Source organism: Actinomycetospora sp. ABD4_176 (genome assembly GCF_056311855.1).
Map to the genome: position 1 here is coordinate 5,569,109 of NZ_CM149974.1, position 26,707 is coordinate 5,595,815.

Annotated in this window: 29 protein-coding genes; 13 read left to right on the top strand and 16 right to left on the bottom strand. The window is 75.5% G+C overall.

Translation table 11 applies throughout. The features are described from left to right. Positions 1-75 precede the first annotated feature (75 nt). Together ACYX4T_RS27045 and ACYX4T_RS27050 are read left to right on the top strand one after the other, a co-directional pair. Complete coding sequence (locus ACYX4T_RS27045) at positions 76-801, top strand: alpha/beta fold hydrolase (RefSeq protein WP_476012296.1); 726 nt, start codon at positions 76-78, stop codon at positions 799-801. A gap of 312 nt (positions 802-1,113) precedes the next feature. Then, positions 1,114-1,875 (top strand): hypothetical protein, encoded by a 762-nt coding sequence (locus ACYX4T_RS27050; protein WP_476012297.1) that lies wholly within the window; start codon positions 1,114-1,116, stop codon positions 1,873-1,875. Positions 1,876-2,046: 171 nt separating this feature from the next. On the opposite strand, the gene ACYX4T_RS27055 is transcribed toward ACYX4T_RS27050, so the two are convergent. Together ACYX4T_RS27055 and ACYX4T_RS27060 are read right to left on the bottom strand one after the other, a co-directional pair. After that, complete coding sequence (locus ACYX4T_RS27055; protein ID WP_476012298.1) at positions 2,047-2,412, bottom strand: hypothetical protein; 366 nt, start codon at positions 2,410-2,412, stop codon at positions 2,047-2,049. Between the two features lie 168 nt (positions 2,413-2,580). Then, positions 2,581-3,510: an alpha/beta hydrolase gene (locus tag ACYX4T_RS27060; protein WP_476012299.1), complete on the bottom strand. Its 930-nt coding sequence runs from the start codon at positions 3,508-3,510 to the stop codon at positions 2,581-2,583. A gap of 198 nt (positions 3,511-3,708) precedes the next feature. Here ACYX4T_RS27060 and ACYX4T_RS27065 point away from each other — a divergent pair, with 198 nt between their 5' ends. After that, a complete protein-coding gene (locus ACYX4T_RS27065; protein ID WP_476012300.1) occupies positions 3,709-5,265 on the top strand; it encodes an acetolactate synthase large subunit in 1,557 nt (518 codons plus the stop codon). Positions 5,266-5,282: 17 nt separating this feature from the next. Here the strand turns inward: ACYX4T_RS27065 and ACYX4T_RS27070 are convergent, their stop codons facing one another. After that, positions 5,283-6,980 carry a heparin lyase I family protein gene (locus tag ACYX4T_RS27070; protein WP_476012301.1) on the bottom strand — a complete coding sequence of 566 codons (1,698 nt, stop codon included), beginning with the start codon at positions 6,978-6,980 and terminating at the stop codon, positions 5,283-5,285. A gap of 138 nt (positions 6,981-7,118) precedes the next feature. Next, on the bottom strand, positions 7,119-7,544 hold the full coding sequence (locus tag ACYX4T_RS27075; protein ID WP_476012302.1) for an NAD(P)-dependent oxidoreductase: 426 nt from the start codon (positions 7,542-7,544) through the stop codon (positions 7,119-7,121). A gap of 17 nt (positions 7,545-7,561) precedes the next feature. Here ACYX4T_RS27075 and ACYX4T_RS27080 point away from each other — a divergent pair, with 17 nt between their 5' ends. The 3 genes from ACYX4T_RS27080 to ACYX4T_RS27090 all read left to right on the top strand — a co-directional run bounded on the left by ACYX4T_RS27080 (position 7,562) and on the right by ACYX4T_RS27090 (position 9,195). Beyond that, a complete protein-coding gene (locus ACYX4T_RS27080; protein ID WP_476012303.1) occupies positions 7,562-7,969 on the top strand; it encodes a MarR family winged helix-turn-helix transcriptional regulator in 408 nt (135 codons plus the stop codon). Positions 7,970-8,407: 438 nt separating this feature from the next. Beyond that, complete coding sequence (locus ACYX4T_RS27085; RefSeq protein WP_476012304.1) at positions 8,408-8,935, top strand: hypothetical protein; 528 nt, start codon at positions 8,408-8,410, stop codon at positions 8,933-8,935. A 98-nt stretch (positions 8,936-9,033) separates the two neighbouring features. Further along, the gene (locus ACYX4T_RS27090; RefSeq protein WP_476012305.1) at positions 9,034-9,195 is read left to right on the top strand and encodes a hypothetical protein; all 162 of its coding nucleotides are present in this window, start codon (positions 9,034-9,036) and stop codon (positions 9,193-9,195) included. A gap of 25 nt (positions 9,196-9,220) precedes the next feature. Here the strand turns inward: ACYX4T_RS27090 and ACYX4T_RS27095 are convergent, their stop codons facing one another. After that, the gene (locus ACYX4T_RS27095; RefSeq protein ID WP_476012306.1) at positions 9,221-10,069 is read right to left on the bottom strand and encodes an alpha/beta fold hydrolase; all 849 of its coding nucleotides are present in this window, start codon (positions 10,067-10,069) and stop codon (positions 9,221-9,223) included. A 225-nt stretch (positions 10,070-10,294) separates the two neighbouring features. On the opposite strand from ACYX4T_RS27095, the gene ACYX4T_RS27100 reads away from it, so the two are divergent. The 6 genes from ACYX4T_RS27100 to ACYX4T_RS27125 all read left to right on the top strand — a co-directional run bounded on the left by ACYX4T_RS27100 (position 10,295) and on the right by ACYX4T_RS27125 (position 15,881). Continuing rightward, complete coding sequence (locus tag ACYX4T_RS27100) at positions 10,295-10,639, top strand: cupin domain-containing protein (RefSeq protein ID WP_476012307.1); 345 nt, start codon at positions 10,295-10,297, stop codon at positions 10,637-10,639. A gap of 85 nt (positions 10,640-10,724) precedes the next feature. Continuing rightward, the gene (locus ACYX4T_RS27105) at positions 10,725-12,323 is read left to right on the top strand and encodes an ABC transporter substrate-binding protein (RefSeq protein WP_476012308.1); all 1,599 of its coding nucleotides are present in this window, start codon (positions 10,725-10,727) and stop codon (positions 12,321-12,323) included. Between the two features lie 13 nt (positions 12,324-12,336). Then, positions 12,337-13,347 carry an ABC transporter permease gene (locus tag ACYX4T_RS27110; protein WP_476012309.1) on the top strand — a complete coding sequence of 337 codons (1,011 nt, stop codon included), beginning with the start codon at positions 12,337-12,339 and terminating at the stop codon, positions 13,345-13,347. A gap of 148 nt (positions 13,348-13,495) precedes the next feature. Next, complete coding sequence (locus ACYX4T_RS27115) at positions 13,496-14,257, top strand: ABC transporter permease (protein ID WP_476012310.1); 762 nt, start codon at positions 13,496-13,498, stop codon at positions 14,255-14,257. Further along, complete coding sequence (locus tag ACYX4T_RS27120) at positions 14,254-15,180, top strand: oligopeptide/dipeptide ABC transporter ATP-binding protein (protein WP_476012311.1); 927 nt, start codon at positions 14,254-14,256, stop codon at positions 15,178-15,180. The genes ACYX4T_RS27115 and ACYX4T_RS27120 overlap by 4 nt, the downstream gene beginning before the upstream one ends. After that, complete coding sequence (locus ACYX4T_RS27125) at positions 15,177-15,881, top strand: ABC transporter ATP-binding protein (RefSeq protein ID WP_476012312.1); 705 nt, start codon at positions 15,177-15,179, stop codon at positions 15,879-15,881. The genes ACYX4T_RS27120 and ACYX4T_RS27125 overlap by 4 nt, the downstream gene beginning before the upstream one ends. Here ACYX4T_RS27125 and ACYX4T_RS27130 read toward each other — a convergent pair. From ACYX4T_RS27130 to ACYX4T_RS27165, 8 genes are all read right to left on the bottom strand, one after another. Beyond that, entirely contained in the window at positions 15,866-16,624 is a 759-nt protein-coding gene (locus ACYX4T_RS27130; RefSeq protein WP_476012313.1) for a TIGR03943 family putative permease subunit, read from the bottom strand. The two genes, ACYX4T_RS27125 and ACYX4T_RS27130, sit on opposite strands and share 16 nt — an antisense overlap. A gap of 8 nt (positions 16,625-16,632) precedes the next feature. Continuing rightward, on the bottom strand, positions 16,633-17,649 hold the full coding sequence (locus ACYX4T_RS27135; RefSeq protein WP_476012314.1) for a permease: 1,017 nt from the start codon (positions 17,647-17,649) through the stop codon (positions 16,633-16,635). Beyond that, positions 17,646-19,850: a heavy metal translocating P-type ATPase gene (locus tag ACYX4T_RS27140; protein WP_476012315.1), complete on the bottom strand. Its 2,205-nt coding sequence runs from the start codon at positions 19,848-19,850 to the stop codon at positions 17,646-17,648. Before ACYX4T_RS27140 ends, ACYX4T_RS27135 begins: the two co-directional genes overlap by 4 nt. Beyond that, positions 19,850-20,137 (bottom strand): DUF1490 family protein, encoded by a 288-nt coding sequence (locus tag ACYX4T_RS27145; protein WP_476012316.1) that lies wholly within the window; start codon positions 20,135-20,137, stop codon positions 19,850-19,852. The genes ACYX4T_RS27140 and ACYX4T_RS27145 overlap by 1 nt, the downstream gene beginning before the upstream one ends. Before the next feature lie 25 nt (positions 20,138-20,162). Further along, positions 20,163-21,116, bottom strand: a complete 954-nt coding sequence (locus tag ACYX4T_RS27150; RefSeq protein WP_476012317.1) for an ATP-binding protein — start codon at positions 21,114-21,116, stop codon at positions 20,163-20,165. Positions 21,117-21,213: 97 nt separating this feature from the next. After that, the gene (locus tag ACYX4T_RS27155; RefSeq protein WP_476012318.1) at positions 21,214-22,116 is read right to left on the bottom strand and encodes a metal ABC transporter permease; all 903 of its coding nucleotides are present in this window, start codon (positions 22,114-22,116) and stop codon (positions 21,214-21,216) included. A 16-nt stretch (positions 22,117-22,132) separates the two neighbouring features. Beyond that, positions 22,133-22,990, bottom strand: a complete 858-nt coding sequence (locus ACYX4T_RS27160) for a metal ABC transporter ATP-binding protein (protein ID WP_476012319.1) — start codon at positions 22,988-22,990, stop codon at positions 22,133-22,135. Positions 22,991-23,004: 14 nt separating this feature from the next. Further along, on the bottom strand, positions 23,005-23,994 hold the full coding sequence (locus ACYX4T_RS27165; RefSeq protein WP_476012320.1) for a metal ABC transporter solute-binding protein, Zn/Mn family: 990 nt from the start codon (positions 23,992-23,994) through the stop codon (positions 23,005-23,007). Positions 23,995-24,250: 256 nt separating this feature from the next. Here ACYX4T_RS27165 and ACYX4T_RS27170 point away from each other — a divergent pair, with 256 nt between their 5' ends. Further along, positions 24,251-24,643, top strand: a complete 393-nt coding sequence (locus ACYX4T_RS27170) for an SCO5389 family protein (protein ID WP_476012321.1) — start codon at positions 24,251-24,253, stop codon at positions 24,641-24,643. Here the strand turns inward: ACYX4T_RS27170 and ACYX4T_RS27175 are convergent. From ACYX4T_RS27175 to cmtR, 3 genes are all read right to left on the bottom strand, one after another. Then, on the bottom strand, positions 24,612-25,634 hold the full coding sequence (locus tag ACYX4T_RS27175) for an LLM class flavin-dependent oxidoreductase (protein ID WP_476012322.1): 1,023 nt from the start codon (positions 25,632-25,634) through the stop codon (positions 24,612-24,614). The two genes, ACYX4T_RS27170 and ACYX4T_RS27175, sit on opposite strands and share 32 nt — an antisense overlap. 16 nt (positions 25,635-25,650) lie before the next feature. Further along, positions 25,651-26,229: a cation efflux transmembrane domain-containing protein gene (locus ACYX4T_RS27180; RefSeq protein WP_476015381.1), complete on the bottom strand. Its 579-nt coding sequence runs from the start codon at positions 26,227-26,229 to the stop codon at positions 25,651-25,653. Between the two features lie 119 nt (positions 26,230-26,348). Continuing rightward, a complete protein-coding gene (cmtR, locus tag ACYX4T_RS27185) occupies positions 26,349-26,681 on the bottom strand; it encodes a Cd(II)/Pb(II)-sensing metalloregulatory transcriptional regulator CmtR (RefSeq protein ID WP_476012323.1) in 333 nt (110 codons plus the stop codon). Between the last annotated feature and the right edge of the window lie 26 nt (positions 26,682-26,707).

Sequence of the window (26,707 nt, forward strand, 5' to 3'; positions counted from 1 at the left end):
CGCGACACCCTTGCTCTGCGCCGTGCGTAGTGCAATATTTTGCATGTAACTGTCGCACACTCAGGAAGGCCTCCGATGAGCAACTCCGACACCCGTCCCACCGTGGTCCTGGTCCACGGCGCGTTCGCCGACTCCTCCAGCTGGAACGGCGTCATCCGTGAACTCGCGGGTGACGGCCTCCGCGTCGTCGCCGTCGCCAACCCGCTGCGCGGCCTGCACGACGACGCCGCGTACGTGCGCGGCGTCCTGGACGGCGTGGAGGGCCCGATCGTGCTGGCGGGCCACTCCTACGGCGGTTCGGTGATGAGCGAAGCCGCCGAGGGCCACCCGGGCGTCCGGGCGCTCGTCTACGTCGCGAGCTTCATCCTGGAGCCGGGGGAGAGCACCGGGGAGCTGGCTGCGCGGTTCCCCGGCGCCCAGCTCGGTGCCGCCCTCGACGCCGTCCCGGTCCCGCTCCCCGGTGGCGGCACCGCCAGCGACCTCTCCATCCGGCAGGAGGAGTTCCGGAAGGTGTTCGCCGCCGACGTCGACGAGGACGTCGCGGACCTCATGGCGGCCACCCAGCGGCCCATCACCGCCGCGGCGCTCGAGGAGCCGGCGACGAGGGCCGCCTGGAAGACCGTCCCGTCCTGGAACCTGGTCACCACCGACGACCTCGCCATCCCCGCCGCCTCGATGCGGTTCATGGGGGAGAGGGCAGGGGCGCACTCGGTGGAGGTCACGGCCTCCCACGCCGTCACGGTGTCGCGGCCCGACGCCGTCGCGCAGCTGATCCGCGACGCCGTCCGCACGACCGGCTGAGCGGACGGGCAGCGCCGTCGCCGACGGGCGGGGACAACGTCGCCGGCCCCCCTTCCGGCGACGTCGCCACCCCCCGTACGCGGATCAGGGCCCCCGACTGCACCAGGCCCGCCCCTGAACCGTACCCAGCGGTACGGTTCCGGGGAAGGGTCGGATCCGTTCGCCGGCCAGCCGAGGCGCCCCTCGTCCAGGAAATGCGGCCGATCGGCGCACCAGGCGCCCTCCGGGTGGGCTGCCCTCTGTCGGGGGTGGATGTCGACCGGCAGGCTGTGGGGTCGGTCGCGCAGGCCGACCGGGTTGGAGGAGCGTGCCGTGGCGAGCGAGGCCACGTCGACGACGGACGGGGGGCGGGTCCCGCAGCAGGAGCGGTCGCGCGCGACCCGGCGCGCCCTGCTCGCGGCGGCGGGCGAGCGCTTCGCGGTGCAGGGCTTCCACGGCACGGCGCTGAACGAGCTCCTGGGGGACGGCGGACTCCCGACCAAGGGCGCGTTCTACTTCCACTTCGCGTCCAAGCTCGCCGTCGCCGAGGCCCTCGTGGTGGCGATGAGCGAGTCGTGGGAGCAGGTCCTGCCCGCGGTCCGTCGGGTCGCCGGCGACGATCTCGAAGCGCTGGTCCTGCTCACCGACGCGGTGATCGTCCGTCTCGACGACCCGATCGTGCGCGGTGCGGGCCGGGTGCTGCGCGACCGCGTCGTCACCGCGCCGACCCTGGCCGAGGTCGGGACGTGGTGGCGTGACGAGGCCGAGGAACTGCTCGTCGGGGCGCGGGCGGGCGGCCTGCTCCGTGACGAGGCCGACCCGGGCTGGGTCGCCTGCGAGGTCGTCGCGGGCTTCGCGGGCCGGGCGACGATGTCCGAGGAGTGGTGCGGCGGACCGCCCCTCTGGGACCTCGTCAACGAGTTCTGGGCCGGGTTCCTGCCGCTGATCGCCACGGCGGACTGGTCCCGACGGTGGTCCGCGCGGCCCTGGCGGGAGCGGCGGCGCCCGGCCGGGGTGGGTCCGCGGGACATCGACGCCCTCGCGGTCCACGCCGTGGCCACCCCCGGTACGCCTGCCGCCCGACAGGGCGACTGACGCCTGACGGCCCTCGAGGTCGGCGACCCGGAAGCGCGACACCGCGGCGAGTGCCACCATGGTGGTGCCGGTCCCGGACGCGGTTCCTTCCCCCCGGGACGAAGTCCGGGGCCGGCCCCGATGCGCGCTGCTCCCCACCGCCGACGTCCGTCCCGGCGACCCGGGCGCGATCTACCCGTCGGGCGCCGCGCCGCCGGGTCCCGGGTCCCGGGTCCGGCGACGGGTGTGGTCGGACACCAGCGCTGCGATCAGCCGGGCCACCCGCCGGGTCATCTCCTCGGCGTCCTGGTCGGGGTGATCGACCCACCAGTTCATGAACGAGTCGACGATGCCGAGCCACGTCCGGACCATCGCCGAGACGTCGAGCTCGTCGGTGATCCCCGCGTCGCCGAGCAGCTCGAGGACCCCCTCTTGGGCCAGGGCCTCGATGCGGGCGGAGTACCGCGCGACGACCTCGGCCGCCGGGCCGTCCGCGGGGGCCGTGCGGTCGTGCAGGAGGCGCCAGACGTGGCGACGGTCGTCGAGCACCGCGAACATCGCCGCGAGCGTGCGCACTCCCGTTCGACGCCGGCGCTCCCGTCGCGGGCCACCCGCTCGATCTCCGCGGTCAGCAGGCCGCCGGCCTCGGCGAGGCACGCCGCGTGCACGCCCTCCTTGGAGCCGAAGTAGCTGTAGACCAGCGCCTTGGAGGGCGACGGCGCCCGCTCAGGCCAGCGCCGACCGCAGCGCGTCGCCCGCCGCGTCCACGGTCTCCCGGGCCTTGTCGACGACCCCGGCCATCGAGACGAACCCGTGGATCATGCCGTCGACCGGGAGCAGTTGCGCGTCGACGCCGGCCGCCCGCAGCTTGCCGGCGTACGCCGCGCCCTGGTCGCGCAGCGGGTCGAACTCCGCGGTGATCACCAGCGCGGGCGGGAGGCCGCTCACGTCCTCGGCGCGGCCGGGCGAGAACCGGGTGTCGGCGCCCTCGTCCGGCGAGTGGAGGTAGCAGCCGTAGAACCACTCCATCCAGGCCCGGGAGAGCAGCGGGCCGCCGACGTTCTCGTACATCGACGGACTGTCGTCGAAGCGGTCGGTGGCGGGATAGATCAGGAGCTGGAACGCCAGTCGTGGCCCTCCCCGCTCCTTGGCGAGCTGGGCGACCACGGCCGCGAGGTTGCCGCCCGCGCTGTCACCTGCGACGGCGAGTCGGGCGGGGTCGCCGCCGAAGTCGCCGATCTTCTCCGCCGCCCAGGTCAGGGCGGCCTCGGCGTCGTCGACCGCGGCGGGGAACCGGTGCTCGGGTGCGAGCCGGTAGTCGACGGCCGCGACCAGGCACCCGGACCTGGCGGCCAGCGCGCGGCAGAGGACGTCGTGGCTGTCCAGGCTCCCGATCACCCACCCTCCGCCGTGGTAGTAGACGACCACGGGCAGCGGACCTCCGCCCGGCGGCACGTAGACCCGCACCGGGATGTCGCCCTCGGGGCCGCGCGCGGCGGTGTCCTCGACCCGGGCGAGCTCCGCCGGCGGCCCGCCGAGCGGAGCGAACTCCTCGATCATGGCCCGGTTCTCGGCGACCGTCATGCTCTCCGGCGATCTCGCGCCCTCGGCGGCCATCTGCGCGAGCAGGGCCTCGATCTGCGGATCGAGCGGCATCGTGCACCGTCCTCCCGTCGGGGAGCGCCGGTGCTCCCGCTCGCCGAGGAGTATGCGCCGTGCGTCAGTACCGGGTCATCGTCCTGACGGGGCGGTCGACTGCCGGCCCCGGCTTCCGCCGCCGGCCCAGACCGTGTGAGGTGGACCCATGACGATCTCGTGGTGCTCCCCGTCCGCCACCCACGGCCGGCGGGCCGCGTGAGGGGCGCCGAGGCCCTCGTCGGCTCGCTGGTCGGGGCGGGTGTCGACGTCTGCTTCATGAACCCCGGCACCTCCGAGATGCACTTCGTGCAGGCCCTCGACGACGTCCCGGCGATGCGCGGCGTCCTGACGCTGTTCGAGGGTGTCGCGACGGGGGCGGCCGACGCCCACGCGCGCATCACCGGGCGGCCCGCCGCGGTGCTCCTGCACCTCGGGCCCGGGCTCGGCAACGGGATGGCGAACCTCCACAACGCGCGGCGGGCCGGCACCCCGCTGCTCTGCGTCGTCGGCGCGCACGCCACCGACCACGTCCGCCACGACGCCCCGCTCGAGTCCGACATCACCGCGCTCGCGCGGACGGTGTCGGGCTGGGTGCACACCTGCGGCGACGTGCGGGACGTCGCCGACGACGCGGTGCGTGCCGTGGCGGCGACGACCGAGCGCGGCGGCCAGGTCGCGACGCTGGTCCTGCCCGCGGACGTGTCGTGGTCCGACGGCGCGGTGCCGGTGCCGCCGCTGCCGGCCGCGGCCCCCTTCCCGCCGGCGGCCTCGCGGGTGACGGACGCGGCCAAGGCGGTGCGCGAGCCCGGCGCGGTGATGCTGCTCGGCGGCCCGGCGCTGACCGCGCGCGCGATGGACGCCGCGGGCCGCGTCGCCGCCGCCACTGGCGCGCGCCTGCTCGTCGAGACCTTCCCGCGGCGCTGGGACACCGGCGCCGGGCGCCCCCGCGTCGACAAGCTCGCCTACTTCGCCGAGCAGGCGCTCGAGCAGCTCGACGGGGCGTCGTCGCTGGTGCTGGCGGGGGCGCGCTCCCCGGTGTCGTTCTTCGGCTACCCCGGTGTGCCCGGCGACCTGGTGCCCGGCGGCGCCACCGTGGTCGGGCTCGCCGACGCGGCGACCGACGCGGCCGCCGCCCTCGAGGCGCTCGCCGCCGAGGTGGCGCCGGACGCGGTCGCCGAGCCGGCGCCGCGGGACGCCCCGGAACCCGCGCCCGGCCCGCTGGACGTGCGCTCGCTGTGCGCCGCGGTCGCGGCGACGCTGCCCGAGGACGCGATCGTGGTGGACGAGTCGCTGACCGCTGCGGCCGTGCTCGCCCCGGCCCTGCAGACCGCAGCCCCGCACACCCAGCTGGCGCTCACCGGCGGCGCGATCGGCCAGGGCCCGCCCGCGGCGGTGGGCGCGGCGGTCGCGGCCCCGGACCGGCCGGTCGTCGCGGTGCAGGCCGACGGCAGCGCCCTGTACACGCTGCAGGCGCTGTGGACCCAGGCCCGCGAGCAGCTCGACGTCACCACGGTGCTGATCAACAACGCGGCCTACGCGATCCTGCGCGTCGAGCTGGCGCGGACCGGTGCCGGGGAGGCGGCCCACTCCGGGCGTGCCGGGCGGATGCTGACCCTCACCGACCCGACGCCCGACTTCGTCGCGCTCGCGACCGGCTACGGCGTCCCGGCACGGCGCGTCGAGACCACCGAGGACCTGCTGGACGCCCTGCGGTGGGCGCACCGCGAACCGGGGCCGCACCTCATCGAGGCGATCGTCCCCGCGGTGGGGTAGGGACCGCGCACGCCGTGTCACGCGTCGGTGTCGGGCCCGGAGCGGTCGGCGCGGCCTCCGCCGGAGCGGTCGCGGTCGGAGCGGTCGCGGTCGGAGTGGTCGCGGTCGGAGTGGTCGCGGTCGGAGTGGTCGGACCGGTCGTGCTCCGACCGGCCGTCCGACTCGTCGCGCGAGGATCCGCGGCGCTCGGACCGGTCGTCTGATCGGTCGTCGTCGGATCGGTCGTCGTCGGACCGGTGGTCCCCGGACCGGTCGGCCCCGGACCGGTCGTCGTCGGACCGGTCGACGTCGGATCGGTCGTCGTCGGATCGGTCTTCGCCGGACCGGTCCTCTCCGGATCGGTCGTCCTCGGACCGGTCCTGCCCGGATCGGTCGTCCCCTGGCCTGTCGTCGGTCGAGCGGTCCTGCGTCCGCCGGTCCCGCTCCGTCGCGCGGGACCGGGGCTCGTCGTCGTCGCGGTCGTCGCCGGCCCGCGCGCGGTGCTCCGAGCCCTCCGCGGTCGAGCCGCGGTCGGACGTCGCGCGGCGGTCGGACCCCGAGCCGCGGGTCGAGCTCCCGTCGCGGTCCGACGCCGACCGGTCCTCCGACGCGGTGCGACGCGCCCCTTCGCTCGAGGTCGTCTCCCGGTCGGTCTCCCGCTCCACCGCCCGGGCCAGTGCCGCGAGGTCCCGGGCCGACGCGGTCGGCGACGACGCCTCGGACGTCTCCGGCGCCGACGCGTCCGACGGGGACGAGCTCTCCGCCGGCGGCGCCGGGTCGGTGGTCCCGGCCTCCGGCGCGGTGGGGCCGTGCTCGAGGTGCCAGGTCCGGAACCGCACGGAGCTGGGCTGCGCGAGGAGGCGGTCCCGGTGCAGGCCGACCTTGAGGTAGCTCTGCTGGCCCGGGTACAGCGTGCCGCCGGGCGGGTGATCGTCCACGACGAGCCGTCCGTCCCGCCACACGCTGACGCGGGCCTTGTCGGGGTTCGCCGAGAAGTCCACCTGCACGCGCAGGTCGGTCCACTCGCCCACCGGCGCCGGACCGAGGTCGTGGGTGACCGTGCGCGGCCCCGACGGGTGACCCTCGCCGCCGTGCAGCACGAGCTCCCCGTCGCGCACCCGCAGATCGATCGGCGCCGACCCCGGGCCGTCGTTCTCCCACCGGGCGATGACCTGCTGGGCTGCGGGAGTCCGGGCGAACTCGCCGTCCAGCCGCACCGAGAAGGTCAGGTCGTGGCGGTCGCCCTCCTGGGCGGCGGGCACGTCGGGCTCGACCTCGCTGCGCTGGCCGCGTCCGGTCAGGGCGACGGCCACCTCGTCGTCGTCCACCCGGGGCGGCAGGGCGCCCACGGTGTTCCACGGTGTCCGCCGGAACGCGCCCGGACCGTCGGCCCGCCACATCGACGGCGCCGGCGGCTCCGCGACCGGCGCCGGCGCGGCGGCCGGGATCGCCTCGGGCGGCGCGGGAGCGCTCGGCGGTGGCACGGGGGACACCCCGGGCTCGGCGTCCTCCGTCCCCGACCGGTCCCCGGCACGGGTCTCGGGCCGGTCCGGTCCGGCATCCGGCGACCAGGGTCCGGACGTGCCGGCGACCGCGATCCCGCCCGCGAGGGCACCGACAGCCACGACGGAGACGGCGCGGTTGCGGGTCACGCTCTCGGGGCGACGGTGGGAACGGCTGCCCTCGGCGGGCAGCTCCGGGCGCGTGCCGGCGCCCGTGTCGCGATGGCGTGCCACCTGTGTGACGTTGCCGCAGGGCGACGCGGGAAACGCCCTACCGGCGAGCTTGGTGCCGGCGACCCAGTGGATTGCGACAGCTGCCTCCCGGCGCGGGCCGGTCGGCGGGCTCGGGCGGCCGGGGTGACGTCGACGCGCTCACTGGGCCAGCGTCGGGGCGAGGCGCGACCACCGGGGCTGGTCGATCTCCCCGACGATGAAGTCCGCCAGGTCGGCGCGGGTGATGGTGCGGCCCCGTGCGGGAGTGGCCCCGTCGAGCACGCGGTAGGTGCCGGTGGCCTCGCCGTCGAGGAGCAGGACGGGGCGGACGAAGGTCCAGTCGAAACCGCCGGCCCGCACGATCTGTTCCATCCGGACCATGTCGGCGTAGAGCTCGCGGAGGAGGGGCCGGACCAGCAGGCGGTACCAGAGGGCGAGCTCGGGATCGTCGTCGCGCACCCCGGCCGAGGTGATGCCGACGAAGCGGTCGACCCCGCAACGGTGCATGGCGGCCACGATGGCCCGTGCCGCGTCCGAGTAGAGCCCTCGGGCGCGCCGGCCCGGCGGACCGGCCGCGAAGACCACGACGTCCTGGCCACCTCGTGCAGACCGCGCACGTCGTCGGGCTGCGGTTCGGTGAGCTGTTCGCCGGGACGGACCTCACGCCCACCCAGTTCGCCGTCCTCCTCGAGCTCCAGCGGCTCGACGAGGGCGACGACGGACTGACCCAGGCGGAGCTGGCCCGGCGGGTGCTGGTCCGCCCGCAGAGCATCGGCGTACTGCTGAGCTCGCTGCTCGAGCAGGGTCTCGTCGTCCGCGCGCGGCCGGGCGGGCGCGGCCGGCGCGTGGGCATCGCGCTCACCGAGGCCGGGCGGACGGCCCTGGAGCGGGCGTGGCCGTCGGTGTGGGCGTTCAACACCCCGGCCGCGCTGGGTCTCACGCCCGCCCAGGCCGGCATGCTCGACGAGCTCCTCGGGCACGTGCGCACCGCGCTCGGATCAACAGACTGATATCACCAGTCGGCCGGGCGCGCCGGACGGTGACTGCGCTGCCCCCGGTGGGACCGGGGGCCGACACCACCCCGGCCGGGTGTCCGCCCCCTCGTGACCGCGGTCACCGGCGAGCACGCTCGTGGGTATCCGGGACAGGCCGACCGGGCGGTCCCGCTCCACGAGGGGCACGCGATGACCACACCCCGCACCCATCACGACCGGACCCCGTGGAACGGCCCGTTCCCGGGAGCACCGCCCGTCCTCTCCTCGGGCACCGTCCACCCCGGGACGCCCGCGCCGTACGTGCACCCGTTCTCCCCGGCGACCCCGCCGGCCGGCCAGCCGGCCTGGCCTCCGTCGCCGGCGGTCCCGCCGGGTCCGCCGCCCGCTGGCCTCGGAGGTCCTCCGGCTCCCGGCCGGCCCCCCGGGCCGCCGCGCCCCCGGACGGGACGGAACGTGCTGATCGCCGTGGCGGTGGTCGTCCTCGGCCTGGTCGGGCTGGTCCGGCTCGGTGCCTCCGACGCGTCGCCTCCGGGACCGGCCGCGACCACCGCGGCTCCGGCACCGAGCACACCGCCCCTCCCCGGACCGAAGGGGCCGCGTCCCGCGACCGGCACCGTGCTCGTCGAGCAGGGAGGCACCGGGAACGGCCGGCTGACCGCCGAGAACGGCGGGAGCACCGACGCCTACGTCACCCTGGCGTCCGGCCAGCAGGTGGTCCGCGGCGTCTACGTCCGGGCCGGGGAGAGCGCGACCGTCAGCGACGTCCCCGACGGCACCTACGACATCTACATCGCCACCGGCAGCGGGTGGAACGAGGACATCCGCGGGTTCACCGCCGACCGCCGGGCCACTCGCTACGACGACCCGTTCCCGTTCACCACGTCCTCGACGCAGTTCACGACGTGGACGGTCACGTTGACCCCGGTCGTCGGGGGCAACGCCCCGAGCAGCGACCTCCCGCCGGACGCGATCCCGCGGTGAGCTCGTGCGGAGGGGCCCGATCCAGCGCGTCCGACCCGGATCGGGCTCTCGGCCGCACGCCACCCCGCTATCGTCGTGTTCCCCGACCCGAGGAGCCCATGGTGATCATCGCTGGCCTCGTCCTGCGAGTGCTCGGTCCCGGCGCGAAGGCCCTCGCGGTGGCCCTCGCCCCCGTCGCCGCCGTCCTCACCTGGGGAGCGGTCGAGAACGGGATGGACAAGAGGAAGAACAAGCCCGTGGAGGTCGGGACGGGGGTCTGATCCCCGACCGGGCCCGGCGCTCCGTTCAGCGGGGCGCCGGCACGTCGGCGAGCAGGTGGGCGACGAGCCGGGCCGGCGCGTCCTCCTGGAGCAGGTGGCCGGCGTCGTCGATCCAGTGCATCTCGGCGTGCGGGATGTGCTCGTGCAACCACGTGCCGTACTCCGGCGGGAGGATCCGGTCGTGGCGGCCCCAGAGCAGCCGCACGGGGATGCTGATGTCGGCGAGCAGGGGTTCGTAGGGGCGGGTGTCGGCCTCGGCGAGCTGGCGGTACTGCCGGTAGTAGGCGGCCTGGCCGTCGGCGCCGCGCCACGGCGCGAGGTAGGCGTCGAGCACCTCGGGGCGCAGACCGCGGTGGCTGGCGTTACGCAGGTGGGCCGCGACCAGGGCCTCGTGGGCGTAGCCGGGCAGGGCGGCGAAGACCTCGGGGTGCTCGCGCATCAGGGCGAACAGGCCGCGCTCCCAGCGCCCGCCGCTGACGGCGTCGAAGATCGTGAGGTCGCGGTAGCGGGCCTCCTCGAGCAGGTGGGCGCGCAGGACGATCGCGCCCCCGATGTCGTTCGCGACCACGCTCGGGGCCTCGAGTCCCCAGTGCTCGAGGAGCCGGGCGAAGCGGCGGGCCTGGGCGGCGAGGGTGAGGTCCTGGCCCTCGCGCTGGTCGGACCGCCCGTAGCCGAGGTGGTCGAAGACGTAGACGGTGCGCGTGCGGGCCAGGGCCGGGGCGACGTCGCGCCACAGGTAGGAGGAGTAGGGGGTGCCGTGCACCAGCACGATCGGCTCCCCGCGCTCGCCCAGTCGCGCCCAGCGCACGACCCCCTCGTCGGTCTCGAACTCCTCCGGCAGCACCCATCCGGTGGCGTCCCGTCCCTCACTCATCCCGACCGCGCCTCCTATACCGATCTGTGAAGTCGCCACCGACGGTAGGTTCACTGGTCTGTGAAGTCAAGTGGGCGTCCCGGATCGCGGGACGCTGCTGCGGCGCCGGTCGCCGGGTGCCGCGGCGCGTGACGTGGCGGCATCGGTCGACCGACCGTCCCGGGCGTCACGCCTCGTGCTCGCGGCCGCCCGCCCGCGCGGGCGGCGCCCCGTAGGTTCGTGCTCGTGACCTTCCAGATCGTCGATCCGGCCGCCCTCACCACGGGGCGGGGCCCGCACCCCGCCGCGAGCCCCTTCGAGAAGCGCGTGGGTGAGGCCCTCGGGATCACCGCGTTCGGGCTGTACCAGATCGAGCTGCCGGCGGGGGAGGAGACGGTTCCGCACGACCACCGGGACGACCACGCCGAGGACGCCTACGCGATCCTCGGCGGGCGCGGGTGGTTGGTCGTGGACGGGGAGGAGACCCCCGTCGGACCGGGGCAGTTCATCGGGGTGACCGTGGAGTCGTCCCGGCACCTCAGGGCCGGCCCGGAGGGGCTCGTCTTCGTCGCCGTCTGTGCGTCACCCTGAGCGCTGCGTTCTACTGCCTATCCTAGGCAGTAGCGATAATCAAGCCGTTGCCCGAGTCGGTGACAGCGACCTACTGTCCCCCGACGTGCCCCGCGTCCGGTTCGTGATCGTCGCGCTCCTCGCCGGCCTCGTCGCCGCGTCCTGCTCCGCCCCGACCACCGGGCCGGCGCCGTCCGGCGCCGACCCGTCCGCGATGGTGCTCGCCGACGGCTACGAGCCCGACGACCTCAATCCCCTGCTCGGCTACGGCGAGGAGGGCGCGTCGAAGATCTACGACGGTCTGATCGCGTTCGACGCCGACCGGAACCCGCAGCCGAACCTCGCCGTGGCGGTGCCGACACCGTCGCCCGACGGGCTGTCCTGGACGGTCCCGCTGCGGCCGGGCGTCGTTTTCCACGACGGGACGCCGTTCGACGCGCAGGACGTGGTCGCGACGTACTCGGCCGTGCTCGACCCCGCCCGGGCGGCCACCGTCAGCTCGGGCTTCCCGATGCTGCGCGGGGTGACCGCCGTCGACCCGCAGACGGTCCGGTTCGACCTGAGCTACCCGTTCCTGCTGTTCCCGGGCCGGCTGACCCTGCCGATCGTGCCGTCGGAGGCGCTGGCGACCCCCGGCCCGGCGTCGAACCTCAGCCTGGGCACGCGGCCGGTCGGCACCGGTCCCTACCGCATGACCGAGTGGCGGCAGGGCTCGTCGATGGTCCTCGAGGCCAACGAGCGGTACCACGGTGGCGCGCCCGCGGTCCGGCGCATCACGATCGTCATGGCCGAGGACGACAACACCCGCGCCCAGCGCACCGCGACCGGCGAGTTCGACGGCACCGTGCTCCCGCCCTCGCTCGCGCGCGGCATCGCCGGGCAGGTCCAGGCCCAGGGGATGGTGCTGCGCGAGCACGCGAGCGCCGACTACCGCACGATCACGATGCCGATGGCCAACCCGGTGACCGCCGACCTGGCGATCCGCCAGGCGCTCAACCGCGCGGTCAACCGCCAGGGCATGATCGACGCCCTGCTCGCGGGCCAGGGGCGCCCGGCGTCGACTCCGGTCCCCGACGTGCTGCCCGAGGAGGTCGAGCCGACCGCGCAGTTCGCCTACGACCCGGCCGCGGCGAACACGATGCTCGACGCCGCGGGCTGGGTGCGCGGTCCTGACGGCGTGCGGGCGCGCAACGGTCTGCCGGCACGGTTCACGCTGATGTACGGGGCGAGCGACACCGTGCGTCGGGACCTCGCGCAGGCGTTCGCGTCGGACGCGCGGGCGGTCGGTGTCGACGTCCGCCTCGAGGGCCTCGGCTGGGACGCGATCGACCCACGCCTGGGCACCGACGCGGTCGTCCTCGGCGGCGGCAACCCGTTCGACACCGCGTTCAAGAGCTGGCAGCTGCTGCACTCGTCGAACGCCGCCGACGGCTACAACAACCCCGGCTCGTACCGGAACGCGCAGGTCGACGCCGCCCTCGAGGCCGCCCAGCGCGCCCCCGACCGGGCCTCGCGGGCCGCCGAGCTGCGCCGGTTCCAGACCGCCTACGCCGCCGACCCCGGCATGGTCTTCCTGACCTTCCTCGGCCACAGCTACCTCACCCGCGACCGCTTCGACGGCTACCAGCCCGTCGTCGAGCCCCACACCCACGGCACGACGTGGGGCCCGTGGTGGAACGTCGAGGACTGGACGCCCCGGTCATGATCAGGTGCAGCTCGTGACGGCTGCCGTCGACACCCTCCCCGCGCGGCACCGCGGCCGCGAGGTCGCGAAGCTCGTGGCCTGGCGGCTCCTGGTGGCCGTGCCGGTCGTGGTCCTCGTGGCGATCACGGTGTTCGTGCTGGCCGCGGTGTCGCCGTTCGACCCCGTCTACCAGTACTTCGGCGCCGGCATCTTCTCCGCGTCCGGCGCCGACATCGCCAACGCGCGCGCCCAGCTGGGGCTGGACATCCCGGTGTGGGAGCAGTTCGGGCGCTGGATCGGCGGGGTGTTCTCCGGCGACCTCGGTCAGAGCCTGTCGTTCCGGCAGCCGGTCGCCACCGTCATCGCCCAGCGCCTGCCGTGGACCCTGCTGCTGGTGGCGCTGGGGCTGCTGGTCAGCGTCGTCCTCTCGCTGAGCGCCGCGGTGGTGGCGGCCTGGCGCCAGGGCGGGTGGGTCGACCGCGCGGTCACGGCCGTCGGGCACACCCTCGAGGGCCTGCCGCCGTTCGTGCTCGCCCTCGCCGCGATCGCGGTGTTCGCCGTGGCCTGGCCGGTGCTGCCCGTCGCCGGACTCACCGACGCGGGGGCGCCGGCGACGTTCGACCAGGTCGCGCGGCACATCGTCCTGCCCGCGCTGGTGCTCGGGGTGTCGCAGACGCCGTGGCTCGTGCTGCACGCGCGGTCGTCACTGATCGGGGCGCTCGACGAGGACCACGTGCTCGGCGCCCGGGCCCGCGGCCTGCCCGAGCGGGTGGTGGTCCTGCGCCACGCCCTCCCGACCGCGCTGCTGCCCTTCGTCACCGTGCTCGGCAACCGCCTGCCCGAGCTCGTGACCGGCGCGGTGCTCGTCGAGACGGTGTTCTCGTGGCCGGGAATCGCCGCGGCGATCGTCACCGCCGCGCTCGCCGTCGACTTCCCGCTGCTCGCGGCGCTGACACTGCTGACGACCGTGGCGGTGCTCGCCGGCGCGCTGATCGCCGACGTGGCCGTGCTGCTGCTGGACCCGCGGGTGCGCGCCGATGGTTGAGGTCGACACGCGACCCAGGACCGAGTCGGCGTGGCGCCCGGCGGGCCACCGACGCCCGGGGTCGGTCCGCGGCGCGCGGTCGCCGTGGCGGGGCCGTGCACGGCTGGTCTGGGGTGTGGGCGGGCTGGTCGTGCTGACCCTGGCCGCCGTGGGAGTCCCGTGGCTCGGCGGGCTCGACGAGGGCCTCGTCGACTACACCGCGATCCGGCAGCCACCCTCGCTCGCACACCCGTTCGGCACCGACTCGGTCGGGCGCGACGTGGCCCTGCGCGCGTTCAAGGGCCTCGGGATCTCGCTGCTCGTCGCGGCGTCGTGCGCGGTGATCGCCACGGTCATCGGCACCCTGTTCGGGGCGGCGTCGGGCCTGCTGGGCGGCTGGGTCGACCGGGTGCTCATGCGCTTCGTCGACGGGGTGAACGCCGTCCCGCACCTCATGCTCGGGATCGTCATCGTCGCGCTCTACCGCGGCAGCGTGCTCGCGGTGATCGCCTCGATCGGGCTGACGCACTGGACGACGGTCGCGCGGGTGGTCCGCTCCGAGGTGCTCTCGCTGCGCGAGCGCCCGTTCGTCGACGCGGCGGTCAGCGGCGGGGCCTCGCGGGGGCGCGTGCTGCGCCGCCACCTGCTGCCCGCCGTCGTGCCGCCGGCGGTGCTCTCGGCGGTGCTGATCCTGCCGCACGCCGTGTGGCACGAGACCGCGCTGAGCTTCCTCGGGCTCGGCCTGCCGCCCCATCTGGCGAGCATCGGCAACATCCTCGCCGAGGGCCGCCAGGCCGTCCTGCTCGGGAGCTGGTGGATCGTGGTCTTCCCGTCGGCCCTGCTCGCCGCGACGACGCTCGCCGTCGCCGGGATCGCCGCGTGGTGGCGCGACCGCACGCTGCCGCGCCGACGCTCGGAGCTGGCCCTGTGACTACCGGGACGGGCCTGCGGGTGCGCGGCCTCGACGTCCGCTTCCGCCTGGGGCGGCGCCCGGCGCGGTGGGTGCGGGCGGTCAGCGACGTCGACCTCGACCTGCGCCCCGGGCGGCTGCTCGCGCTGGTCGGGGAGTCCGGCTGTGGCAAGTCGGTGCTCACCGAGGCGCTCACGGGGCTCCTGCCGTCGACCGCCGAGGTGCGGGGAGAGGCGGTGCTCGGGGACCTGGACCTGCTCGCGGCGGACGAGCGCACGCTGCGCGAGCGGGTGCGGGGGCGTCGGATCGGGCTGGTCGGGCAGTCGGCGGGCAGCTACCTCACGCCGACGCGGACGGTCGGCGCGCAGCTGCGCGAGACGGTGCGGCACCTGGGCTCGGGGATCGACGTCGGCGAGCTCGCCGAGCGCGTCCAGCTGCCCGTCGCGGCACTCGACCTCTACCCCCACGAGCTGTCCGGCGGCACGGCGCAGCGGGTCGGCCTCGCCGCCGCCCTGGCCGGCGATCCTCCGGTGCTGCTGGCCGACGAGCCGACCGCGGGCCTCGACCGCCCGCTGGTCGACCACACGATGGACCTGCTCGCCGCCACGGCACACGAGGGCCGCGCCGTCCTGGTGATCACCCACGACCTGCGGGCGGCACGGCGGGCCGCCGACGACCTCGCGGTGATGTACGCGTCGCGGCTGCTCGAGACGGGACCGGTCGCCGACGTCCTGGCCGACCCGTGGCACGACTACACCGCGGGCCTGCTCGGCGCGCTGCCCGGCGAGGGCTTCGCGCCGATCCCGGGCCACCCGCCCGAGCTCTCGGCCCTGCCCGACGGGTGCCCGTTCCGCCCGCGGAGCCCGGAGCACGCCGCGACCTGCACCGACGACCCGCGGCTCGTGCTCTTCGGGGAGCGCGCGGTGGGGTGCGTGGCGCGATGAGCCTCGACGGACGCGCGCTGACCGGCGGCTGGCGCCGGGGCCACGCGGTGGTGCGCGACCTCGACATCACCGTGCCGCGCGGGCGGGTCGTCGGCGTCGCGGGCCCCAGCGGGTGCGGCAAGTCGACCCTGGTGCGGATGCTCGCGCTGCTCCACCCGCCGTGGGCGGGGCACGTCGCGGTCGACGGCGCGACCACGCCCCGGGTGCGGTTCGGCGCACCGGCGGCGCTGCGCCGGCGCCTCGGGGTCGTGTTCCAGCAGCCGCGTGCCGCCGCCGACCCGCGCCTGACCCTCGAGGACCTGCTCCTCGAGCCGCTGCGCGCCGCCGGCGAGCGCGACCCGGGCGTGCTCGGCGCGCGCGCCGACGAGCTCGCCGAGCGGGTGGGGCTGACCGCCGAGCTGCGCACCCGGCGTCCGCACGAGGTGTCCGACGGCCAGCTCCAGCGGGCCTGCCTGGGCCGGGCCCTGGCCCCCGCGCCGGCGTACCTCCTGTGCGACGAGATGACGGCCATGCTCGACGCCTCGACCACCGCGGCGCTGGTGTCGGTGATCGGCGAGGAGGTGGAGCGGGGCCTCGGCGTCCTGACCGTCAGCCACGACGAGCCCCTGCTCGCCGCCTGGGCCGGCGAGGTGCTGCGGCCCTGGGGCGCGGGCGTGCCGGCCGGAGCCCTCCCCGGCAGCGGTCGTCAGGTCTCCTCGTAGGGGTTCGTCGGGCGCGCGACCGGACGCACGGCGGCGGCCGCGACGGTCGCGGTGTGGCCCGCCGGGTCCGGCGGCGGCGCGTAGCGGCCGGTGACCTCGACCCACGCGCCGGCCGCGTGCGGGGAGCCGTCGCCGTCGACGTGGACGAGGTAGCTGCGTGCGTCGAGGGCGCAGCAGGTCATCACGGCGCGGGTCACCGACCAGCCGCCGCGGTCGTCCGGGGTGACGAAGCCGGTGAGGGTGACGGTGCGCCCGGCGAGCGTCCGGCCGTCGTCCCACGCGGCGCGGGCGGCGTAGTCGTGGACCGCGAGCGGCACGGGGTCACCGGCGGGCAGAGGGGTGAAGCGGGTGCTGGCCGGTGGTCGGGGCACGGCGGCGTCGGACCGCGCGGCGGCGAAGGCGCCCAGCGGCGGCGGCGTGACCACGAGGACCAGCAGCATCGGCAGGCACAGCAGCCACCCCACGGCGGGGATCGCATGGTGGTCGTGGCGCCGCTCGGCGCGACGGGCCGCCGCGATCGCCTCGGGCGGCGCGGCGAGGGGGCCGTGGGTGTGCAGCCGGGCACGCGGTCGCGGCGCCTGCTCGTCGGGGACGAGGAGGCCGAACAGCCCCAGGGCGACCAGCCCGGCGGCGGTCAGCAGGAGCCACGGCCGGTGCGCGGCGCGCACGTAGTCGAGGTACTCCCCGGACAGGGTCAGCGCGAGCAGTGTGCCCCCGAGCCCGACGAGGACGGCGGCGCTCATCGGTCCCCTCACAGCAGCAGCCCCCCGACGGCGAGGCTCGCGAGGAGCGCGGTGGCGAAGGCCAGGGGGACGAAGCGGGCGGTGAAGTCGGCGCCGAAGGTCCCGAGGTGGAGGGTGACGAGCTTCAGGTCGACGGCGGGGCCGACGACCATGAACGCGAGCTGCGCGGTGGGGGAGAAGGCGGTGAGCCCGGACGCGACGAAGGCGTCCGCCTCGGAGCACACCGCGAGCAGCACGGCCAGGACACCGAGCACCAGGACCGAGATCGCCGGGACCCCGGCCAGGGTCTCGGCCCAGGTCGGTGGGATGGCCATGGTCAGCGTCGCGCTGACCGCGGCCCCGATCACGAGGAACCCGCCGGCCTGGAGGAGGTCGTGGCGGGCGGTGAGCAGCATCTCGCGAGCCCGCGACGGCGGAGCGGCGGCACCGTGGTCGTGCTCGTCGACCTCCGCCGTGGCCCCGGGGATGCCGCGGCCGAACCGCGACCAGAGCGCCCCGACGACCAGGGCGACCGCCGCCGACGCCGCGACGCGCGCGACGACCATGACCGGCCGTCCGGGGAAGGCCACCGCGGTCGCCACCATCACCACCGGGTTCACCGCCGGCGACGACAGCATGAAGGCCAGGGCGGCCGGCGGTCGGACGCCGCGGGTCATGAGCCGGGCCGCGACGGGTACCGACCCGCACTCGCAGCCGGGGAGCGCCACGCCCGAGGCCGTCGCGATCGGGACCGCGGCCCAGGAGCGACCGCCGAGGGTGCGTCGCAGGAACCGCGTCGGCACGATCGTCGACACCACGGCGGCCACCAGCACGCCGAGCGCGAGGAAGGGCAGCGCCTGGAGCACGACCGCGGAGAACAGGGTCGCCCAGGTCGCCGCCGTGACGCCGTCGCCGCCCGCGACGGCCCACACCTGCCGCCCGACGAGCATCGCCACGCAGACGGCGGCGAGCAGCAGGGCCGCCGCCGTGAGGCCCCGCTGCCCGGAGGGGTCCGGGGCCGTCCCCGAGCGGGGGGCGGCGCTCACGACGCGGGTCGCCGACGCTCCACCGCGTCGTCCCCCGCCAGCTGGTAGCGGATGAGCCGGCTCGAGTTCGCGACCACGGCCACCGACGAGGCGTTGTGCAGGATCGCGGCGACGACGGGGGAGAGGGCACCGGCGGCGGAGACCACCAGGCCGACGGCGTTGACCGCGATCGACATGCCGTAGTTCTGTCGGATCAGGGCCACACCGTGCCGGCCGAGGTCGCGCAGCTCGAGCAGCCGGGTCAGGTCGTCGCCGGCGAGGGCGACGTCGGCGGTCTCCACCGCGACGTCGGTGCCGCCGACGCCCATGGCGATGCCGATGTCCGCGAGGGCGAGGGCCGGCGCGTCGTTGGTGCCGTCCCCGATCATCGCCACGGTGTGGCCCTCGGCCACCAGGTCCCGGACCACGTCGTGCTTGTCGGCCGGCGTGACCTGGGCCCGCCACTCGTCGATCCCGAGCTCGGCGGCGACGGCCGCGGCGGTCTCGGGGTGGTCGCCGGTGAGCATGACGATGCGCGTGACCCCGTCGGCGCGCAGCCGGTCGAGCACCGCCGCCGACTCGGGCCGCACGGTGTCCCGCAGGCTGATGAGGCCGACGAGCCCCCCGTCGACGGCCAGCAGCAGCGGGGTCTCCGCGGCGCGCTGCAGCTTGCGGACCCACCCGTGGGCCTTGCGCGAGACGGCGACGCCCTGCTTGCGCAGCAGCTCCCGGGACCCGATGAGCAGGGTGCGGCCGTCGGCCTGGACGCGCATGCCCTGCCCGAGGATGACCTCGCACTCCTCGTGCGGCGGGATCACGATCCGCCGCTCCTCGGTGGAGCGGATCACCGCCTGCGCCAGCGGGTGCCTCGAGTGGATCTCCGAGCTGGCCGCGTGCGCGAGGACCTGCTCGGGCTCCCAGTCGTCGTCGAAGGAGACGACGTTGGTGACGACGGGCCGTCCGGTGGTCAGGGTCCCGGTCTTGTCGAACACGACGGCGTCGACACGTCCCGCGGCCTCGAGGTGCGAACCGCCCTTGATGAGGATGCCGCGCCGGGCCCCGTTGCCGATGGCCGCGCTGATGGCCGTCGGTGTCGAGAGACCGACCGCGCACGGGCAGGCGACCAGCAGCATCGTCATCGCCCGGCGGACGTCGCGGGTGAGCACGAGCGTGATGCCGGCGAGCGCGAACGACAGCGGCACGAAGCGCCGGGAGAACGACTCGCCGACGGTCTGGATGGGCGCCCGGTCGGCCTGCGCGGTCTCGACGCGCTCGATGATCCGCCCGATCGCGCTGTCACGGCCGACCGCGACGGCGCGCACGACGAGCCGCCCGCGCAACAGGACGGCGCCGGCGGGGATGCGCGTGCCCGCCTCGACCTGGACGGGGAGGTTCTCCCCGGTGATGGCGGCCTGGTCGACGACGCCGGTGCCCTCGACGACGACGCCGTCGACGGGCAGGACCACCTGCTCGTGGACGACGACCTCGTCGTCCACCGCCACCCGGGCGATGTCGACCTCGATCTCGGTGCCGTCGACCAGCCGCATCCAGGTGGTGGTGCGCGAGCCGGTGAGCAGGTCGGAGATCGCCCGGCGGCTGCGGCGCAGCGTGAGGTCCTGCAGGTACTCGCCGATGGTCAGCAGCCAGAGCACGGTCAGGGCGACGACGTTCTCGCGCAGCACGAGGCTCGCGACGGTGGCCGTCGAGACCAGCGCGTCGGTGCCGGCGCCGCGCCCGCCGACCAGGGCGCGCAGGGCGCCGCGGAGGAACGGGTAGCCCGTGAAGATCGTGACGCCGGTGGCCAGGGTCCGGCTGGTCGGGCCGAGCACCGGCGGGCGGCCCAGCACCCAGCGGCGCCCGCCGAGCAGGAGCAGGGCGACGCCGCCGGCCACGATCCGCACGAGGTCGCGATTGCGCACCTCGGCGGACCGCGGTGCCCGCGCGGGCGGACCGGTGACGGCGCGCGTCGCCACGTCGGTGAGCGCCGCGACGAGGCCGTCGCGCCCGGTGGTGGGCTCGGTCCAGGCGACGACGGCGCCGGTCCGCGGGTAGGCGTGGACCTGGCGGATGCCGGGCAGCGCCCCGAGGGTCTCCTCGACGAGCACGGCCCGCGCGACGTCACCCCGCAGCCAGGGGCAGTCGTAGCGCACGCGCCCCGCGGCGTCCGAGACGAGCCGCGAGGCGCTCGGGGCCGAGCGGATGTCCACCACCGCCGCGGGCATCAGTGCTCGTGGTCGTGCGCGTGGCCGTCGCCGGTGCTGCCCGGGACCGGGGCCTGCTCACCGACGCGCTCCCGCGCCTCGGCGACGACGTCACCCAGGGCGAGACGTGCCCGCTCCGCGCCCGTCTCGGCCGCTCGGGCCCCCCGGAGGCCCACCGTGGTGACCGCGACGGCTGCACGGTGCACCGACTGCGGGCCCACGAGCTTGCGCGCGCCCTCCACCACGGCCACCCCGACGACACCGGTGGCCACCGCACCCGCGGCCCTGGCGAGCGCTCCCGCGAACATCACTGGCTGCTCCGTCCTCTCGTGCTCATGACGTCCGTCCGGTGAGGAGCCCGGGGACGTAGTCGGGATCGACCTGCTCGGCGAGCTCGGGCCCGGCCCAGGACGCTGCATTGCGGAGGTGGAACCGGACCGCGTCGTCCTGGTACCGGGCCCAGTCCTTCGGCACCGCGTCCACCGTGCGGCGCAGGGCGTCGAGCACGGCGGCGTTGTGCTCCTCGAGGCTACGGATGTCGCGCGCGGCCCCCCGGTCGCCGGCCCGCACGTGCGCCGAGCGGTCGAGCACGCCCGCCAGGTCGCCTCCGAGCTCGTCGCGGAGGAACTCCTCGTCGGCGGGATCGTCGACCTTGTTGCCGACGGCGGCGAGGCGCACCCCGAAGTCGCGGGCGTACCCCGCGTACTGGCGGTACACCCCGACCGAGCGCATCGTCGGTTCGACCACGACGAAGGTGACGTCGAACCGGGTGAACAGCCCGGACGCGAACGCGTCGGCACCGGCGGTCATGTCGACCACGACGTACTCACCCGGCCCGTCGTGCAGGTGCGAGAGCAGCAGCTCCACCGCACCGGTCTTGGCGTGGAAGCACGCGACCCCGAGGTCGTCGGGGGTGAAGGCGCCCGCGAGGCCCAGCCTTACCCCGGGGACAACCTCGCGCACGGCGGCGTCGTAGACCGGGTTGTCCTCGGTGACCGTGACCAGCCGCGAGCCCCGTCCGGGCGGTGTCGTCTTGATCATCGCGGCGGCGGAGGGGATGCGCGGGTTCTCGCCGCGGAGCCAGTCCTTGAGCGCGGTCAGGTGGTCGGGAAGGGTGGGCAGTCCCGCCGCGACCTCCTCGTCGGCGCCCAGGGCCACCGCGAGGTTCTGGTTGATGTCGGCGTCGAGGGCGAGCACGGGGGCGCCGCTCTGGGCCGCGCGCAGTGCGAACAACGACGCCAGCGTCGTCTTGCCGCTGCCGCCCTTGCCGACGAAGGCCACCTTCACGTCCTGCTCCTCCTGCGTGTGATCACGGGTCGCGCAAGCCTGGCATCGGGCAGCCGGCGGGTCGGCCGAGGGTCCGGGCGTGACCCGGGCGGGGGAATCACCGGGCCGTCGTGACCGGTGCGGGGCCGGTGACGGACGGTTCGGCCGGCACCCGTCGCCCGGCACGGCGCAGCCGGACGGCGCCGATCGCGCGGCAGCCCAGGTAGATCACGAACCCGATCGTGGTGACGTAGGGGCTGATGGGCAGGCCCGGGGACAGGGAGAGAATGATGCCCCCGACCACCGCGACCTCGGCGATGACCACCGAGAGCACCGTGGCCACGACGGGGTTGGCGGTGACGGCGGTCGCTGCCGCCGCCGGGGTCACGAGCAGCGCGAGCACGAGCAGCGCCCCCACGATCTGGATGCCGAGGGCGACCGTCGTGCCCAGCATCACCGCGAAGGCGATGCCCAGCGCGCGGGTCGGCACGCCCCGCGCGAGGGCCATGTCCGGGTCGAGGCTCGCGAACAGCAGGGGGCGGTAGAGCGCGACGAGCGCCACCGCGACCACGACGCCGACCGTGGCGAGGGTGATCACCTGCTCGCTGTCGACCCCGACGATCTGACCGACGAGCAGGCTGAACTTGTTCGCGGTGCGGCCCTGGTAGAGCGACTGGAACAGCACGCCCATACCGAGCCCGAACGCCAGCACGACGCCGATCACGGTGTCGTTGTGCCGGGCGCGCGTGGAGAGGGTCGCGAAGATCACCGCGACGAGGATGCCGCCGACCAGCGCCCCGACGCCCACGAAGGCGGTGCCGGCGATCAGCAGCGCCCCGGCGGCACCGGCGAAGGAGAGCTCGCTGATGCCGTGGGTCGCGAAGGCCATGCCGCGCCCCACCACGAGGGGGCCGAGCAGGCCCGCGAGCAGCGCGAGCACGGCCCCGGCGGCGAGCGCCGACTGCACGAACGACAGCCCGAGCAGCTCGGCGGTCTGGGAGAGGTCGATGAGGTCGTCCACGGTGGGCTCCGGCCGGTCAGGAGGCGGCGGGCGAGGAGGTCATGACCACGTCGTCCTGCTCGCCCACGTGGTGTCGCGGGGCGTTCTCGTGCCCGACGACCACGATGCGGTCGCGGATCCGGACGACGTCCACGTCGGTGCGGTAGAGCTCGGAGAGCGTCTCGGAGGTCATGACCTCGTCGGGCGTACCGACACGGAACCGGCCGTCGACGAGGTAGAGGACGCGGTCGACCACCGGGAGCACGGGGTTGATCTCGTGGGTCACGAACAGCACCGCGGTGCCGTGCTCGCGGCGTCGCCGGTCGAGCAGGTCGACGACGATGTTCTGGTGGGCGAGGTCGAGGGAGAGCAGGGGCTCGTCGCAGAGCAGGAGCTCGGGGTCGCCGACGAGGGCCTGGGCGACCCGCAGACGCTGCTGCTCGCCGCCGGAGAGACGCCCGACGGGCGCGTCGGCCCACGCGTCCGCGCCGACCTGGTGCAGCGCGTCGTCGATGCGCCGGCGCCGCTCGCGGCGCCGGGCACCGAGGACCGGTCCGAAGCGGTGCCCGTCGAGACCGAGGCCGACGAAGTCCCGGCCGCGCAGCGGCACCGACGGGTCGAGCGTCTTCTGCTGCGGCACGTACCCGACGCGCGGCGAACCGCGCTGGGGCCGTCGCCCGACGACCTGGACCTCCCCGTCGGCGAGAGGCAGCAGGCCCAGCAGGACCGTGAGCAGGGTCGTCTTGCCCGACCCGTTGGGCCCGAGGATCGCGACGAACTCGCCAGGGGTGACGTCGAGGTCGAGGTCGGACCAGAGCCGGCGTGTGCCGCGCTCGACGGCGGCGTCGCGCAGGGCGACGACCGGCGCCACCTGGGCGGCGCCGGTCGTCGACATCGCGTGACCCGAGGTCACTGCGGCGCCCCCACGGCGGTCGCCAGCTGCGAGCGCAGCCCGCCATACCAGGCGAGGTAGTCCATACCCGGGGGCAGCGTCTCGCCGACCTCCACGACCGGGATCTGGTTCTGGTCGGCCAGGGTGCGCAGGTTCTGGGTGACCGGCGACTCGGTCTGGGGGTTGAAGAACAGCACGTTCACCTGGCGGTTGGTCAACAGTGCGTTGGTCGCCGCGACGGCTGCGGCGGGCGGGTCGGTCTCCGCCTCGATGGCCTCGGCGAACTCCTCGGGGGTGGCGTCGGTGATGCCGGCCGCCTGCGTGAGGTAGAAGGGCACCGGCTCGCTGGCCAGGCTCTGCAGTCCCGGTCGGGCCTGCCCGATCGCGGCGTACTGCTGGCCGATCTGCTCCACCTGACCGGCGAAGGCGTCGGCCCGCTGGTTCAGCGCCTGCGCCTGGGCCGGGTCGACCTGACCGAGCCGGTTCGCGACCTCGCGGGCGACCGCGCTGACGGTGGCGGGGTCGAACCAGACGTGCTCGTTCTCCTCGGCCTGGTCGGGCCGCAGGGCGAAGGCCTCGATCGACTTCTCCTGCGCGCCGGGGGAGGCCTCGAGGGCCTGCTCGGCCCACTCGTCGTAGTGGCCGCCGTTGAACACCACGATGTCGGCCTGGGTGATCGCCTGGGCGTCGGCCGGCGTGGCCTCGTAGGAGTGCGGGTCGACGTTGGGGTCGGAGATGATCGCGCGCACCTGCGCCTCCGGCCCGGCGACCCGCGAGACGATGTCACCCCACACGTTGGTGGTCGCGACGACGTTGAGGGTGCGCGTCGGCGCGGGGGCCGCCGAGGGGGCGGGCGCCGGGGCCTCGGCGCTCGGTGGTGGGGCCTGCCCGCCACCGGACGAGCAGGCCGTCACCAGGCCCAGCAGTCCCACCACGGCGCCCAGCCACGGCATCGCCCCGCGTCGACGGGGGCGTGCCGCGCCGCGCGCGGTACTCGGGATCGTCATCGCTGTCGTCCTCCTCCTCGGTCCGTTCGTCAAATGGTAATCGTTCCCACTTTTCGTGCATCCCGTGGGCCGTGACCCTCTGGTCACATGCGGGAGCATTGATGGTTCCGCGCCTGCGCCGACGGGGTGGTGCTCTCGCCGCGGGAGCGAGGAGGCGTCACGGAGAGCGAGCGCCGCACCGCCCGACCGGAGCTTGTGGTCGCTCTCCTCCGCCGCGTTGGCTGAGGTGCGCCCGTTCCCCGCCGCTGGAGGTCCGATGTCGCTCGACGTGTCCCCCGATCTGCTCGCCGCCGCCGAACGCGGCGCGGTGTCGGACGACGAGTTCGTCGCGTGCGTCCGCACGTCGCTGCCCTACGCCTGGGAGGTGATCTCCTCCGTCGCCGCCGACCTCGAGGTGTCCGGGGGCGAGATGGCCGATCACGAGGTACCGCCTCCCTCGGAGGCGGAGCGCGGCCAGCTCCTGCGGGCGCTGGCGTCGGACGCCATCCGCGGGGGCCTGGAGCGGCACTTCGGAATGCGCCTGGCGTTCCAGAACTGCCACCGCGTGGCCGCCTTCCGCCCGGACGCGGTCGGCGGCGACACCCACCGCGCGTTCGTGTCGCCGCGCGGCCAGCTGCTCAACCAGTCGCCGGAGCTGCGCGACTGCTGACGAGGCTCTGCCGCACCTCACCGAGCGCGGTGACGGTCTCCGTCGTGCGCCCGGGGTCGTCCGTGGTCTGGACCATCAGCGCCACCCGGTCGACCCCGACGCGCACGCGGGTGTCCTCCAGGGCGGCGTGGAGGTCCAGGGCGGTGCCGACGGCGTGCAGGCGGCACAGCAGGTCGGTGTACTCGTCGGCGTCGCGGGGGGTGCGCGGCGCACCGTCGGCGCGGACGTAGCCGGCGAGGCCGGGGCGCAGCCAGCGGGGCAGCGCCGCGCGCACCGCGCGTTGCGCCTCGCCGCGGGTGTCGGCGACGTGGGCGATCCCGACCGACAGGTGATCGGCGACCGGTCCGCCCGCCTGCTCGGCCCAGCGCCGCACGTCCCCCGCCTTCTCGTCGAGGCCCGCGTGCATGCCCAGCAGCAGGGGCAGTCCGCGGGCGGCCGCCGCGTCGACCGTCGCCGCGGACGTCGCCGCCACGGACACCGGCGGCCCGCCCGGCGTCGCGGGACCCGGGACCACCGGCACCTCGTCGAACCGCAGCCCGGGGCCGGAGCCGCGCACCGTCGGTCCTCGCAGGGCGGCGAGCAGCACGTCGAGCTCCTCGCCGACGCCGCGCTCCCACCGCCGCAGGCCGTCGGCGCCGCCGAGCACCGTCATCTCGCGCCACGGCCCGCCGCGCCCGACCCCGAGCCGCAGCCGTCCCGGCGCGAGCTGGTCGAGCATCGCCGCCTGCTCGGCGAGCGCGACGGGGTGGGTGCTGGGCAGCACGCTGACCGCCGTCCCCACCCCGATCCGCCGTGTCGCCGCGAGCAGGTGCCCGGCCAGGGTGATCGCCGACGGGCAGACCCCGTAGGACATGAAGTGGTGCTCGGCCAGCCACACCTCGTCGAGGCCGACCTCGTCGGCCAGACGGGCCAGGCGCACCGTCTCGCCGAGCGCCTCGCCGTGCGAGCGGCCCGGCCACTGCGGGGAGATCAGGAACAGGCCCAGGCGCATGCCGTCGAGTGTCCCGTCAGCAGCAGTGCTCGCCGCGCCAGGCGGTGCGTCCCTCCTTGACGGCCACGGCGGAGATGACCAGCGCGACGACCGGGTCCGCCCAGCTCCACCCGAGCGTGGCGTTGAGCACCAGGCCGAGCAGGAGCACGCCGGACAGGTAGGTGCACAGCAGGGTCTGCTTCGAGTCCGCGACCGCCGAGTTCGAGCCGAGCTCGCGGCCGGCCTTCCGTTGGGCGTACGACAGGAACGGCATGATCAGCAGGCTCAGGGCGGCGAGCACGATCCCCACGGTCGAGGGCGCGGCCTCCGCGGCCCCGAACAGCGCCCGCACGGCCTCGACGGTGACGTAGGCCGCGAGGGCGAAGAACGAGAACGCGATCACGCGCAGGGCGACCCGCTCGCGGGACTCGGGGTCGCGCCCGGAGAACTGCCAGGCCACGGCCGTCGCCGAGGCGACCTCGATCGTCGAGTCCAGCCCGAAGCCGATCAGCGCGGCCGACGAGGCCACGGTGCCGGCCGTGATCGCCACGACGGCCTCGACGACGTTGTAGGCGATCGTCGCGCCGACGAGCCACCGGACCCGGCGCGTGAGCACCGCGCGGCGCTCGGGGCCGGCGGCTTCCGTCGCGGGCTCCCCGTCGTGGGCGCAGCACGACGAGCCGGCCTCCGTGACCGCGACGACCGGGAGGGCGGGGCGCCCGTCCTCGGGGGCGCTCACGCCGGCACCTCGGCGTCGTCGAGGCAGCCGTCCGTGGGTGCGACGGCGAGCACGACGGTCGCGAGCTCGCGCAGGGCGGCCCTCAGGTGGGGGTCGGCGAGCTCGTACCGGGTACGCCGGCCCTCCCAGGACGCCACCACGAGTCCGCAGCCGCGCAGGCAGGCCAGGTGGTTGGAGACGTTGGACCGGGAGAGCCCGAGCGCCTCGGCCAGCTCACCGGGATAGCCGGGCCCGTCGAGCAGGGCGACGAGCAGGCGACACCGGGTGGGGTCGGCCAGGGCGCGGCCGACGCGGGCGAGCGCGGCATGGCGGGTCTCACTGGTCAGCACATGGTGAACGGTACAGGCCAACGTGA